The organism is Candidatus Accumulibacter sp. ACC005 (assembly GCF_907163215.1).
GTDB classification, from domain to species: Bacteria; Pseudomonadota; Gammaproteobacteria; order Burkholderiales; family Rhodocyclaceae; genus Accumulibacter; species Accumulibacter regalis.
This window is the reverse complement of the sequence record NZ_CAJQUB010000008.1, coordinates 136065-149846: the sequence shown is the minus strand read 5'-3', so window position 1 is coordinate 149846 and position 13782 is coordinate 136065. Positions and strand designations below refer to the sequence as shown.

Annotated in this window: 12 protein-coding genes and 2 pseudogenes; 1 reads left to right on the top strand and 13 read right to left on the bottom strand. The window is 52.5% G+C overall.

Annotation, left to right across the window (positions count from 1 at the left end; genetic code table 11):
- Nucleotides 1-30: 30 nt before the first annotated feature.
- Together QZ613_RS10860 and QZ613_RS10855 are read right to left on the bottom strand one after the other, a co-directional pair.
- On the bottom strand, nucleotides 31-1074 hold the full coding sequence (locus tag QZ613_RS10860) for a hypothetical protein (protein ID WP_291982404.1): 1044 nt from the start codon (nucleotides 1072-1074) through the stop codon (nucleotides 31-33).
- A 29-nt stretch (nucleotides 1075-1103) separates the two neighbouring features.
- Nucleotides 1104-2135 (bottom strand): annotated as a pseudogene (locus QZ613_RS10855) (ISAs1 family transposase); the annotation flags it as partial.
- 38 nt (nucleotides 2136-2173) lie between these two features.
- On the opposite strand from QZ613_RS10855, the pseudogene QZ613_RS10850 reads away from it, so the two are divergent.
- Nucleotides 2174-2347 (top strand): annotated as a pseudogene (locus tag QZ613_RS10850) (transposase); the annotation flags it as partial.
- A 52-nt stretch (nucleotides 2348-2399) separates the two neighbouring features.
- On the opposite strand, the gene QZ613_RS10845 reads toward QZ613_RS10850, so the two are convergent.
- The 11 genes from QZ613_RS10845 to QZ613_RS10795 all read right to left on the bottom strand — a co-directional run bounded on the left by QZ613_RS10845 (nucleotide 2400) and on the right by QZ613_RS10795 (nucleotide 13777).
- Nucleotides 2400-3341, bottom strand: coding sequence for a nitroreductase family protein (locus tag QZ613_RS10845; protein WP_291982402.1), 942 nt, complete (start codon nucleotides 3339-3341; stop codon nucleotides 2400-2402).
- 40 nt (nucleotides 3342-3381) lie between these two features.
- On the bottom strand, nucleotides 3382-4512 hold the full coding sequence (locus QZ613_RS10840) for a polysaccharide pyruvyl transferase family protein (RefSeq protein WP_291982400.1): 1131 nt from the start codon (nucleotides 4510-4512) through the stop codon (nucleotides 3382-3384).
- Entirely contained in the window at nucleotides 4493-5311 is an 819-nt protein-coding gene (locus QZ613_RS10835) for a hypothetical protein (RefSeq protein ID WP_291982398.1), read from the bottom strand. Before QZ613_RS10835 ends, QZ613_RS10840 begins: the two co-directional genes overlap by 20 nt.
- 28 nt (nucleotides 5312-5339) lie before the next feature.
- Entirely contained in the window at nucleotides 5340-6305 is a 966-nt protein-coding gene (locus QZ613_RS10830) for a hypothetical protein (RefSeq protein ID WP_291982396.1), read from the bottom strand.
- Nucleotides 6306-6568: 263 nt separating this feature from the next.
- Complete coding sequence (locus QZ613_RS10825; RefSeq protein ID WP_291982394.1) at nucleotides 6569-7816, bottom strand: glycosyltransferase family 4 protein; 1248 nt, start codon at nucleotides 7814-7816, stop codon at nucleotides 6569-6571.
- A gap of 174 nt (nucleotides 7817-7990) precedes the next feature.
- The gene (locus QZ613_RS10820) at nucleotides 7991-8752 is read right to left on the bottom strand and encodes an acylneuraminate cytidylyltransferase family protein (RefSeq protein WP_291982392.1); all 762 of its coding nucleotides are present in this window, start codon (nucleotides 8750-8752) and stop codon (nucleotides 7991-7993) included.
- A 6-nt stretch (nucleotides 8753-8758) separates the two neighbouring features.
- Nucleotides 8759-9808 carry a nucleotidyltransferase family protein gene (locus QZ613_RS10815; protein ID WP_291982390.1) on the bottom strand — a complete coding sequence of 350 codons (1050 nt, stop codon included), beginning with the start codon at nucleotides 9806-9808 and terminating at the stop codon, nucleotides 8759-8761.
- Nucleotides 9809-10987: a UDP-N-acetylglucosamine 2-epimerase gene (neuC, locus tag QZ613_RS10810; protein WP_291982388.1), complete on the bottom strand. Its 1179-nt coding sequence runs from the start codon at nucleotides 10985-10987 to the stop codon at nucleotides 9809-9811.
- Nucleotides 10984-11991, bottom strand: coding sequence for an N-acetylneuraminate synthase (gene neuB / locus QZ613_RS10805; RefSeq protein WP_291982386.1), 1008 nt, complete (start codon nucleotides 11989-11991; stop codon nucleotides 10984-10986). The genes neuC and neuB overlap by 4 nt, the downstream gene beginning before the upstream one ends.
- Nucleotides 11988-12605 (bottom strand): NeuD/PglB/VioB family sugar acetyltransferase, encoded by a 618-nt coding sequence (locus QZ613_RS10800; protein WP_291982384.1) that lies wholly within the window; start codon nucleotides 12603-12605, stop codon nucleotides 11988-11990. The genes neuB and QZ613_RS10800 overlap by 4 nt, the downstream gene beginning before the upstream one ends.
- Nucleotides 12602-13777 (bottom strand): LegC family aminotransferase, encoded by a 1176-nt coding sequence (locus QZ613_RS10795; RefSeq protein ID WP_291982382.1) that lies wholly within the window; start codon nucleotides 13775-13777, stop codon nucleotides 12602-12604. The genes QZ613_RS10800 and QZ613_RS10795 overlap by 4 nt, the downstream gene beginning before the upstream one ends.
- Nucleotides 13778-13782 lie beyond the last annotated feature (5 nt).

The following is a 13782-nucleotide window of genomic DNA, read 5'->3' as shown; positions in this document are numbered from 1 at the left end:
CTAATCCTCGATAGCTTACTCAAGCCTTGTCTATCGTAATATAGAAAAAAAAACCCAAAGCGAACCTAACCCAAGAACCGTTGCACTCAACACGAGACATGGGGCAATATATACATTTACTAAATAGGCCTTAGGCAATATAAACGGCATAACATCATTAGAAAAGGTTGCAACAGCCACGCCGACTCCCGTCAATGATATAGAAACATACACCAAAGACTTCCTTATCGCTCTCAGAACGTCCATATTACCGGAATTTTTCCTGGCGTCATAAATTCTCGGTTGCATCACGTTTACAGCAACATCCGATATGGCACTCACAACGGAGTACATATAGAGACCCGCGCCCAGCAGACCCGCCGAATAGGTCCCCAAAACACTCGCAACATAGTAGGTGGTGAAACCTACAAACCCCCACCCGACAACAGTATGCGGCACCGCAGACGATGCCTCCCGCAAAATACCTTTTACTGCCACAAAATTTGGCCGCCAGCCCCCTTTTTTTATGAAATAGACCGCCACACTGCTACCGAACACAAACTGAACAACTCCTTGGGCAACAAAATAGGCTTGAATCGATGAATTTGAATATGTCAACGCAATTAGCGCGCCACCGCCCAACAGAAAACTGTAAGAAATATTGAAAAGCGCTAACTGCGTTGTCTTATCACTTGTACGGAGTATTTTTTGAGCTATTGACACAAGCGGCGCGAACAGTACGAACACCGCGCCAAACATATACACTAACTCTAACTGGCTGGCCCTACAATACGCTGCAAGAGCCACAAATAGAACACATATACTGGTCCCTATAACATATATGCACACATATTCAGAGATCCGCAAATATCCCTCGCGTGCGCAACCCGCCAAATGATAGATTCTTGCAATGATTTCGTCTGCCGCAAATGTCACGACCAGCACCGCTAAAGACAACACCACGACAATTTGCGATATTTCACCGTATTGAGCTGGCGTTAACATCCGCATGATCAACGGCTGCACCGCCACGGAGATGAGCTTCTGAACAGCCACCAGGACGACGTATATACCGATACGTGCCGATTGGTTCATACCTGCCTTAGGGCTTCCGCACTCGGATGTCATCTTTGTGAGAGTCCTAGCATGCTGATCCAGAGATCGTCATCCCAAGCGGCGGCTTTACGCTTCAGGCGTAAGCTGCCTTTGGTCTTGTGAGTCGTATCGAGGCGGATCATGTTGAGCACGATTTTCTTCAGGAGCGAGAGGTTCTGCGGCGCGCTGTCTTTGCGGATGGTGCTGCCATCCTCGCCGAAGCTGACGTCGAGAATCCAGTGAAGCCGGTTTTCCACACCCCAGTGCGCACGCGCGGCTACCGCCAGTTGTTCGGCGGTCAATACACGCGAGCTGATGTAGTAACGCCGCTCCAGGTCCGACTCTTTGTCGCCGATCTTGCGCAGAGAGTCGATACGGCCAATGGTCTTACACTCGGGCCAATCGGCGGGAGTCACGATCCCTTGCGCAGGCAGGACCGATGCGATCTGCTCAACCAGCCGACCATGACCCTTTTGAACCTCGTGGTGACGATCGACGCCTTCGACTTGGCACTGGTCGATGAACGCCGTCTCCACGGCCTCCAGCAGCGTCGGTTGATTGCCTTTGACCGCCAGCAGGTAGTCGCAACCCTGATCCGTGATCTGCGAAGCAATCTTCTTCTGGCAACCCATGGCGTCGATGCTGACCAGGAAACCCTTGAGGTAAAGGGCTTCGAGCAATTCCGGGATGGCGGTGATCTCATTGCTCTTGCCACTCACCTTCTCCTGGCCAAGAACGATGCCCAGGTCCGCGGCGGAGGCACTGACCATGCGGCTAGCGCTCTCGCCACCACTGCCCGACCCGCGCACCGTCTTGCCATCGACAGCAATGCTGCCGTTCAAGGCACCGACAATGCCACCCACCCAGCGCCGGAAGGCACTTTCGAATTGCTTCGGGTCGAGAACCCGAAAGACGCGAAGAAAGGTCTCCTCGGAGGGAACACCATTCGTGAGCGCAAGAAATTTGCGTAACCACGTCTCCTTCGCCCGGGCCCAGTACGCCATGTCTTCGACCGTGTCGCAATCCGACACTACCGCCGAAACAGCTATCACCAGCATCTCCAGATTGGTTGAGTAACTATATGGCGTGGAATACACACAACGGCTGGGTCGAAGCCATGAATCGAGCGCTTCAGGAGGCTCGCGCAAGGGCACGCGGCTATCGCCGCGTCGAAAACTTCATCGCCATGGCCTACCTCATCCCTGGAAAGCTCACTCATTTGCCCGCCTCGCCCTTCGCCCCGTTCTTGCCCGTCCCACAGAAAACGACCTAAAACCCCTCTGTGTCAAGCCTGAATTTCCGTCTACCTACGACCTCCATAAAACCTATTCTACAAGCCGTATAATGGCATCTGGATCAGCCCTCGGCGATACAGTTACCGCGTATTTCTCTTTAAGCCACCCAAAACCAACAATCATAATAGGCACCTCATCACGGCGAAGACCCGCAGCACGCCTGAACTTCTGCGATGACGAAAGCGAAAACGCCGTATTTAATGGGCAGGTGCCGATCCCCTGTGAGTGAAGCGCATAGATCAGCGACATCGCAAATAAACCTCCATCTATGTAGACTTGATTTCTCTCCTGATTAGAGTAAGAACTCAATACCCCTACAATCAGGACCGCCTGCTCAAGCAAATGACCGAATCCTCGATTGCCGTTCTGGACCTCTAGGATCTTCCTCAAACGCTCACCCTGATACATATTAACCCGCCACGCTCTCCTATTACATACCGACGGCGATTTCATTGCAATATTCACCGCGGCCTTGAGATATGAATGGGGAATTACTCCCGGACCAAACGAACGCACTGAAGAGCGTGCATTCGCAAAAGCAGCGAAATCAAACGATAGAACAATGCCGAGAATATCAGACTTTTTAACCGTTTTTACACCGCCCCAGCTAACTGAATCGGTTTTAACATGCCTCGCCACGGCCGACAACACTTCTATTTTTTCGGTCAACGAAACCTCTAATTCAAACGAGTGCTTAATATGATACTGCCTATAGTAGTTTAGTACGCCCACTGCATTCGACACAATATCATCGACACCATACTTAATAATATAAATGTTACAGCGCTCGATCAAGAGATGGCAATTAGTGCTTCCAAAGCCAAGGCGCACATCGGGTAGGGAGAACGCTTTTTCAAGACCATGTGCCGTCCTAACGATTATAGCTCCGAGTTTTCTTTTGCAGCCTTCTGGTTTTATAGAAGTGTTGTAGACCGAAAATCTCCATAAATCTCCCGCGTAGTCGATAACCAACCGAGCTAAAGAACGGAGATATCTGTATACTCTTCTCATATTAGCCAGCCAAAGCATCTCTCAAGAACAAATAAGCTTCATCTATCAGATTCGTCATATCGGAATCTCGCTCCTCAAACCCAACGTCCGCATCAGCTACCGCAGCCTCAGGCGCGATATCCTCCGTTATTAATCGATGGTGCATTCGATAGCGCCTCATGATGGTTTCGTGTCGAGTAGAGCGGCGACTATTCGCGACAACTGTCATTTTTCTTTTGAAAATCAACCCAAAGGCAGTTGCATGAAAAGAACTCGTGCAGACGTGTTCTGCATTAGCCAGCAACCATATAAATTGCCGCGGCCCCAAGTCGGTAAATACATATTCTGAATTGTATTTATTATAAGGACGGCTATTAATGTTGACAATTGGCAGACGCGTCCTAGCCTGCAACGCCTTAAGAATAGCTCCGTAACGCTTATCACTGGCTATCTCGTAGCTAAGAATGTACTTTTGCGGAACATCAACGGGAGTCATCATGCTACGCCAATGATCTTCGCTTAACAAGAATACCGGGTCCACGACAGTCTTAACTTCCCGCCCCACATAATTTGACAATTTGCAAGCGGCCTCCTCTTCCCTCACGGATAAAGCTTTAAAACCTCGCACCCTCTCTGCAATCTCCTTGTATTGATGCTCCGATAAAATTTCAGCAATGCTAGGCGCATAAGCAACCTTTTGTATTTCTCCAGCCTTTCCAAACGGTAGATAAAATACTTCGTCGCTAAATATGTTCCGATTCCAGATTTGATCCGACCCACAGATCAAGACGTCGCACCTCTCTGCGGCTTCCCTCAACTCAGCTAACCCCACTGGCACTTTAGGATCGAGCTTGATGTAAAGATCATCAAATTCCTCAAACCTAGCTTCTCTCCGCCTCAAGGCGCTCCGATAGGAATGATTGACAATTTTTAGAATGCTATTTACTGACGACTGCAAACTTTCGAATGAATACGTTATGCCGCGCCCATGGAGTCCGGCAATAGGCTTATAGTTGAGGACAGCACAGTCATACCCCAACTCGTGTATGGCCGTCATCAGGGCGAATTCCTGCAACCTCGCACCATAGTTAACTGCAAAATTTGTGGTAACAATTCCCACTCTTCTTTGGGTATTATTCATATCGCGCATCATTAACGATATCACTCATGAGTACAAAGACGGCACCTTTTGATCTAGCATATTCCACAAACCTCAAAAGCATGTCACGCTTGCGCTGGTTATCACGCAGGTCCCAATAGTGGGTATTGATCACCATTGGAAGAGAAAATTTTGCACAGACGTTGAACAGGTGAACCAAATACTCAAGAGAATGCATGCCACAGGCATTTAGTTCGCAATGGTCGGCATACCTAAGTACACCAGGGTAAGGGTAACGATAGCGGCCACGGAAAAACCATCTCGAAAGATATTTTCTAACACTCAGCACATCGATAGTCCTGTTCAATTTCCAACCAATTATCCCTGACAAATCCATCCCGGCACAAACAACTGCGCGTACTCCCGCCCCTTCAATCTTGTTGCTCGGCGGAACAAACCATTTAACTTTACACTGAAACGTCATAGCCAAATGGTGCCGAGCGAATAGCAATTTCTCCGGAAGCGCCGGATCGCTTTCGCGCCATTGCATTTCAGCAATACGTCGGCCCGATTGGTAGCGATACTCATGGCTTATACCATGTAATAACACCTCAAAATGAGAATTTCGCACTCCATCAGAAACATACTGCACCAGGGCACAGTTATGAGAGATGTCATGTGGCCCGTCGACACCCGCACAAGCAGATTCCGGACAATCACCGTTGTTCCCAGTCACAAAGGGGATTACCGCTAGTGAAATCGGCAAACTTTCCATCCCTCTATACGCCAGTTCGATAGCGCCCGGTTCCGTGAAATAATTTGTATCGTCGTCACGAATAGCTATTTTAACCAAAAAGATATTTCTCCCGAATTAGATCGACTCAAGAGGATTTGAAGCGCAATGTCAAAGCACATGGCCGAATGGCAGAATCGCGGTTACTTATATACATCAACACATAGTAAAAGATAAACCAAGCATTGAATAAGACTGTGTTCGAGAAGTTTGCAATTACGATCATCGCAAAAAGCAGTCTCGACAATTTGGTGCTGGACGAGACGTACAATCTATAGAGAAATCCGACATATAGCGCCAAGCCCACGATCCCAAAATTGACCAGCACATAAGAAAATGTCGTCAGGTATTCAAGCAAGTGTTCAGCATCTGACCCAAGATATGCGTTGGCCCAATCAAAATCCCTGATATTGCGGACAACGTAGTCGGTTACAGTATCCATTGTTCCGAATAGTTGGGCGCGGAGAGAAAAAGTCGAAAAAACTTGCAATCCCTTCCCAGTTCTGATCGATGTTTCATAGTCGGTTAGCAAAATCTTATTTAGGGCTTGCTGGCCTAAATCCGTAAAGGTGATAGTAAAATAACCAACGGACACCATCGCTAAGACAACCAGGACAAATCGTGATTTACTTCCCGACATCAAGCCATATGCCACGATCAGCATTGCTGCGCACAATATTCCAAAACTCGAGGTCGAGACAATTAACACTCCAAATAGCAAAGCCGCCCGGAGGAAGTGACGTGAAACAAGATAATTCGCGTACATCGGCATAACAAATGAAGCATAAGCTTGCGGCTCTGTAAAAAACGATACAGGTCGGTCTAATTGTCTTGAAAAAATATCTAACTGGTCGATCGGCAAAATAGCAATCGGCGTAACGCTACCATGCGACAGAACAAGAACAAAGGAATGGTATAAAATCCCAACGCTTGTTGCAATGACTACCCACTCGTAGTATTGAAAAAATTTGCTTCGGTCAATTGTTAATGATGCCGTTGTGATTCCGATGATCATAACGAAAGGCCCAATTAATCGATTGATGGTGACACTCAAATCAATTTCTCGCGATATTAAATTGTAGCCCTCCAAGAGAGAATATACGACGACCAAAATAAATAGGTCTCGGTAGACCGAGACATATCGATTTCTAAGTATAAAAACTATCACTCCGAAATATATTATATTTAATCCATAACTTGCCAGCCCGATACTCGTACGATATTGCGCTAATATAATAAATACAGGAAAGAAAACCGTGAAGTAAGATACGCAAACTTTAGAGCTCAATAGAGCATTTGGTCGATTATCTAAGTTCACTATGTTAATTTACCGCTATGGTCGCTGGAATCAGAGTTGCCAACCACATTCCTGAATACATTCAGATATGTCTCTGCCATACGCTCTTGTGAAAACGGCTTTGAACACCTGATCGCCTCGACCCGATCCCATGATCGGTAAGAGAACGACAGCATCGCCTCGGCTAGCGCGCCGTCACATCTTTCTTTCATCAACATGACAGCCGCTTCGTCATAAATGTCCGCGACAACATCGAGATCACTGTAGAGGAGACTGGGTATTCCATACCTGAATCCTTCACACACAGACATCCCGAAACCTTCCATGTGGCTTACGACAAGCACACCGTGTGCTGCCTCATAGAACTTGGCCAAACGCTCCCGCGCCACATACCCGTGGAGTATTACCACTTTACCTAGATCGTAGTTTTTGACGTATCTTCGCAGTTCGCCATCATCGTGTTCGGCGCCTATTATATCGATGACGACTGATCGCCTGAGATTGGGCGACATTTTATTTACCGCCTTAGCGATTTGAATTTGGTTTTTGTTTCTTGTTATGTTCCCCACACAAACGAACCGAAACGGGTTACTACCGGTGCGCTGATGCTTTGCGCGTCTTTGATTAGGTACTGAATCACGTTCCGAAAACACGCCATTTGCAACCACGCTGATTCTTCCTAACCATACCGGTGCCGCCAACTGTTGTTCTAGTTTTCGCATTACCCCCGTACTGGTTACGGTAACTGCGCCACCATTTGTAAGACATGCGCGGACAACGGGAATTTCCGCAAACTCATTGGAAATATTGCCATCGCGAAGCCCATGGAGAGTCAACACGATCTTTCGACCCTGTTCGCCAGCTCTCGCTATAATTGCACGGTTCGCTTCGGTGGCGCCATGGAGATTAATCACATCGCAGCTCTCTTTTTTGCATTTTCTCAAAAACACATCCGCGAATGCTTGACTGTAAATGCATTTTATGGCGGATGGCTCTAAGCGGGTTGGCTTTACCGCGAGCATGCTAAACAATCCCCCGTGTTTAATTGCCCGCCACAGAACTTTCCATGGTTTGCATTCTTCGATGTTGACATTATCTATTGTGCACTTTGTGCCAATGCCACTAACCGTCTGCAGGTTCACGTCATGATTTCCAACGGCTAAGGCTTTCGCGATCGTCCAGACCATATAGCCCAGACCGGTACGAACTTTGGAAAATCTCTTAACGTCATCCATGCTTACGTACTGTGCAGAAATTATTATCTTCATACAACGGAGTCCGGTTGTGCTTCATAGGTACGCCAACAACAACGGCCGTAGCCATGCCTCACAGAGCGCCTGCGAGGCAGATTTGTGAAAACAGTGCGTTGAAAAACCGCAGGACGTGGCGACTCACCTTGGAGGGGTAGCGAAACACCGCCCAAGGGCTTTTCCCGGCCATCCTTAGGGGGGGGTATCAATGTGGTCATCGGTATGCGTGTAGGGCGCGTCGGTCGGCGGCGACGAAACATTGGCCGTCGCACGCCCCGCGATCGCGCGCTGAAACGCCATGAAATCCTCTCGTGTGTCGATGTCTATTGAACGGGACCGCGGCATTACATAGCCGATCGTTTCGGGAGAAATGAACGTCTTGTTGCGGTAGAACCAGTCCGTGCGGGCGAGGTAAAGGGCGCCGTTCAGCGAGTAAACCGGCGGCAATTCCTGCCGCCGGTGGGCGCTTGGGGGCGGCTCGAGCAACTTGGCCATCCGATTTTCCGCATCGACCCGGAACATCCAGTACGGCGACTCCTCAACCGGACAGAGCGATACGCAGGCCGGTGCGGCGCTAGCCATCATCGCGGCGAAGGCCGCGTCGATGTCGGCCGCGGTACGTAGCGGCGACGTGGGCTGCAACAACAGCAAGTAATCATAGCCAGGGATCTCGGCGAGGGCGTGGAGAACAACCTCTATGCTGGTAGCCTGATCGGTCGCCAACTCAGCGGGCCGCCGAAAGGGTACTTCGCAGCCGTTGGCACGTGCAGCCAAAATTATTTCATCATCGTCAGACGAAAGAATCACCCGGCTTACACATTTAGCGCCAAGCGCAGCGGCGACGGTCCAGGCGATTAGAGGTCTCCCGTCGACGAGCAGCACATTCTTGCGTGGCAAGCCCTTAGAGCCTCCACGCGCAAGGATCATCGCGAGGACGGTCGGCGTTGTTGACATGGCCACTCAGAGGGTTGCTTCGTTGGCTTGCTGCAGATCCTCTGGACGGCCCACATCCAGCCACGGCTCATGCATTGGATATGCCACGGTGCGCCTGGCACCCGCCTGAAGGCGCTCGAAAAGGGTAGGCATATCACACGGGGCATCACGATCCAGAACATTCAGCGCATCGGGATCGAGTGCATAGACACCCGCATTGATATGGCTACGGGCAACTGGCTTTTCCTCGAATCCGACAATATCCACACCGTTGATCTGAACTACGCCGAAGGGATGCTGCCATTCGTGCACCCGCACGGCCATGGTAGCCACAGCCGTATGGCGTACATGAAAATCCAGCAACTCCCCATAGTGAATATCGGTAAGAACGTCACCATTCGTCACCACGAATGGTGCATCCGGGCGCGGATCAAGAAGACCCAAGGCCCCAGCCGTGCCTAGGGGCGCCTGCTCACGCAGATAATCAATTTTCACCTGAAGGCGTGCGCCATTACCAAAATGGTCCTCGATCATATGTCCAAGGTAACGAATCGCCAACACGAAATGGGAAAATCCTTCTAGCTTGGCACGCTCGATGATATGCTCCAGCATCGGCTTTCCGCCAACGACCATCAATGGCTTAGGGCAATTTTCCGTGTGTGGGCGTAGCCGAGTACCCATGCCTCCTGCCATGATCACCATCATATTGCGTCGAACAGGTTGTGCGTGAAGTTCATCCCACAGGTGCAAACCGACAACTTGGTGTAGTTCGTTGACCACAGGAATCTGATGAATCTTGTTGGCAACCATGATCTGCCTTACCGTCTCACGGCCCATGTCTGGTGGTACAACCAGTGCACTGCGGTGGATAACGCTTGTGATCGGGCTACTAAGCGCCAGCTCCCTTAGCAGGCCACGCCGAATGTCGCCGTCAGATATCGTGCCTTGAAGCTCGCCCCTTTCATCAACCACCAAGACAATCTTGATCGCAACCTGATCGAGGTTGCGGATCGCCTGCTGTATCGTAGCATTGGCAGGAAGAAGGGCTTGCCGCCAGATCTCTTCAGCAGATTTCACTTATTGCTTCCCAAGACATACTGCCGGTAGATCATAAAAACGCTTCTTGACCAAACCGTTGATCGAATAATGCTTTATCGCGTCGACGACTTTTTCGCTGGCGCCCCCCTCCCCGTAGGGGTTACGCACATGCCTGAGGCTTCCCTGAAAATCAGCGCTATAAAGCCTTTTCAAGGCAGCTATGACGCTCAGCCGATTCGGTTCGCAATTGATCACGCTTTCGGCATGCAGCCGGCCCCGTTGGCGATCACCGATGTTGACCGTTCCCTTCTTGAAGCTAGGCACTTCCGCCAGCCCGCTGGAAGAATTGCCCACAACACCATCAACCTGAGCAATGCAAGATAAATAACGCAATTGGCCAAGCGAAGTATAAGCCCGTGCATTCGCATGCTGCGCCACGAATTGATCGACCATCTTTATGAGTGCGCGGCCCTCGGTATCAGCGTTCGGCATGGTAAAAATAAGCTGCGTATTCCGCAGCTCGGCCAATGCAGCCAACAGTTCTGTCATCTGGTCTGTAGCGGTCCCTGTCTCAAGCGTGACGGGGTGAAAGGTAATCATCAAGTTTTGCTGACGTAGCTTGACTCCAAGTGAGACCTCCAATTCTGCGCGATTGAGAAGTTTCAAGCGTTTGATGTTGTCGATACCCAGCCCACCTACCAGGAAAACACGTTCAGGCTGCTCGCCTAACTGGATCACGCGCTGCCGGTATTCTTCCGCTGCCACGAAATGCAGGTGCGACATCTTGGTGATCGAGTGCCGAAGCCCCTCATCAAAAGCGCCCTCCGTAGTCTCGCCGCCGTGCAAATGAGCAACTGGTATGCGGGCAACCAACGCGGCGGCCACTGCAGAGAAGATCTCGAAGCGGTCGCCGAGCACCACGATGAGATTGGGCTGCAGTTCCGCCAAGGCATCGGCAAAGCCGATCAACCCCAGACCCATAGATTTGGCAATGCCCGCGGGTGTGTCGGAGCTGACCAGCATTTCCACCTTGCGGTCGATGCGGAAGCTATCTTCCTCAATCTGGTGGTAGGTCAAGCCGAATTCGGGGGACAGATGCATGCCCGTGGCGATGATTTGTAGCGTCAGATCTGGATCATCCTTGATGCCTTGCATGACCCAGCGCAGCAAGCCATATTCGGCACGGGTACCGGTGATGACGCAAATCTTGCGCGTCATAGTTCGATCAACTCATCTGCCGCAAAAGCGCGGGGCGCGCGACGGCCAATGACTTCATCCCAGCGCATAGGGGAGATGCCAGTGCCGGGTCGCTTGGCGGTAACGTTCTCGGCACTGAATGCTTCTCCAGCATGAATCGCCTGGCTGGCTACCAGTGATTTTCGGGCAACGGGTTTGTTCATGGCTTCACTCGGGGTTAGACGTTTGATGCCATCACCCAATGCGACTTCTGTGTTCCGGATGGCTGCCACCATGGCCTTGAGTTCAGCAGGCTCGAGACTGGCCTTGTGGTCCGGGCCGGGCAGGTTGCGGTCCAGCGTGAAGTGCTTTTCGATGACGGAAGCGCCCATGGCCACAGCGGCAATCGCCACCTCGATTCCGGGCGTATGGTCGGAATAGCCTACGCGCACCCCGAAGGCCTGACCAATGCTTTGCATGGCGCGCAGGTTGACCTCGTTCATGGGGGTGGGATATTCCGTGGTGCAATGCAACACCGTGAGCCTGGAACGAGGGGTGCCCGCCCGTTCTAGCGCCTCGATAGCCGCTTCGATGTCGGCTAGGGTGGCCATGCCGGTAGAAAGAATGATCTCCTTTCCGTAGTGGCCCATGTTACGCAGGTAGGGCAGATTGGTGATCTCGCCTGAGGGAATCTTGAATTTGTCCTGGCCCAGGCTGGCCAGGAAATCGACGCTTTCGTTGTCGAAGCCGGTGGAGAAGAAGCCGATCCCCCGCGCCTGGCAATGAGCGATGAGTTCATGGTGCGCTTCGGCGTCCAGTTGCAGGCGATGCAGCATTTCATACTGGGTTTCACCGCCGCCGCTGTTGCGGGTCTGGTAATCAGCCTTCCGTGCCGTTGCGGTGACCAGGCGGTTGGCATTGAAGGTCTGGAACTTGACCAGATCGGCGCCGGCTTCTCCCGCCACGTCGATCAGGCGTTTGGCTATGGCGAGGTCGCCGTTATGGTTGACGCCTGCTTCGGCGATGATGAGTACGTGCTCGTTCATTGAGTGATCCGGGTATGGGCGGTGTGGCTTGTTCGCACGGCCATCCCCATGCCGACCAAGCAGTGCTCACCAAGTTGGATGCCTTCGCGCAGCACACTGCCGCTGCCGACGAAACAGCCCGTGCCGACCCGCACGCAGCCATTCACCAGTACGCCGGTGGAAATGTGGCAGTGGTCTTCGACAACGGCGTCGTGTTCGATGAGCACCTGGCTGTTGAGAATGCAGTTCCGTCCAATTCGGGCGCCGGCATTGACGATGACGCCGTGCATGACAATGCTAGCGGTTCCCAGGCTGGCATGGCGCGATACATGGGCCCGCGGGGAGACGATGTGGGGCAGGACAAAGCCGAGACCGGTCAGCAGGTCGAAGAGGCGCATGCGTGGCTCCGGCGACTTGATCTGGCCGACCGTGACCAAGGCGTTGGGACAGGTGGTCCTGAGTTCCGCCAGTTGCGCATTCGTGCCCAGAATCGGATAACCGAGAACCTCGCCGCCCATTTCTTCGGGTAGTCCGACTAGGCCGCTGATGGCATAGCACCCTTCCTGTTCGATGACGTCGATACAGGCACGCGCATGGCCCCCCGCTCCAACCAGGAGAATGGGCGGCCGTTTCATGCGCTGGTCTCCGCCAGATGCGCGCTGCTCGGCACGTTGATGATGCGCCGGGCCAACGATTCGGCCGTTTCCAGGCCCATCGCCGGGCAGTCCTGATAAGGCTGCAAGCGGTTCATCAATGTCCACGCCGGCCGCGTCATAAGCCCGGAATAATTGCTGGCTTCCAGGATGGCCGCCTGCTGGTCTGACTGCTCCGGGGAGAGCAGCAACGTTTGCAGCCAGTAGTTGCTCTGGCAGCCCTCGGGTTCCTGGAAGATGGTCGCTCCCTGGATCGGTGCGAAGGCTTCCTGGTAACGCTCGAATAAGTGGCGCTTGGCTGCCAGGAAGCCTGGCAGTTGTTCCAGTTGGGCACACCCCAGCGCCGCATTGATATTGGGCAGGCGGTAGTTGTAAGCGATCCGGTCATGCTCAAAGGCCCAGCGGTGCGGCAGCTTGGCGGTGGTGGTAAGGTGTTTGGCTGTGCGCGCCAGTTCCGAGTCGTTGGTGAGAATCGCGCCGCCACCGCCAGTGGTGATGGTCTTGTTGCCGTTGAAACTGAGCGTTCCCATCAGGCCGAAGGTGCCGGTGTGGCGGCCGTAGTAATAGCTGCCGAGCGACTCCGCCGCGTCTTCGACCAGAGCAAGCTTGAAGTCGTGTGCCAGGGCCATCATCCCATTCAGATCGACCGGGTGGCCGAAGGTATGCATCGGCACCAGGGCGCGGATGACGCGGCCGCTGGCGCGGTTGATGCACTGGCCGTTGCGCTGTTCCGTGGTCGCCACGAGATGCTCGCGCAGCTTGCGGGGGTCGACACCCAAGGTGCCTTCCTCACTGTCCACGAAGTGGCAGTTCGCGCCGCAATAAGCCACGGCATTGGCTGTGGCGACGAAGGTCAGGGCAGGAATCAGGACTTCGTCACCGGCTTCGACGCCGGCCAGTTTCAGGGCGATGTGCAGGGCGGCGGTGCCGTTGACCACGGCTACGGCATGTTTGGTGCCGGTGAAGGCGGCCAGATCGGCCTCGAAGCGATCCACGAACTTGCCGACGGAGGAAACAAAAGTGCTGTCCAGACATTCCTTCAGGTAGGCCCATTCCTTGCCGGCGAAACGCGGTTCATGGAGGGCGACGGGGGCGGGGCCAGCCACCTGGCGGATGGCCTCGACGACCTGTTCGACGAAAGCGGATTCAGCCACGGTCG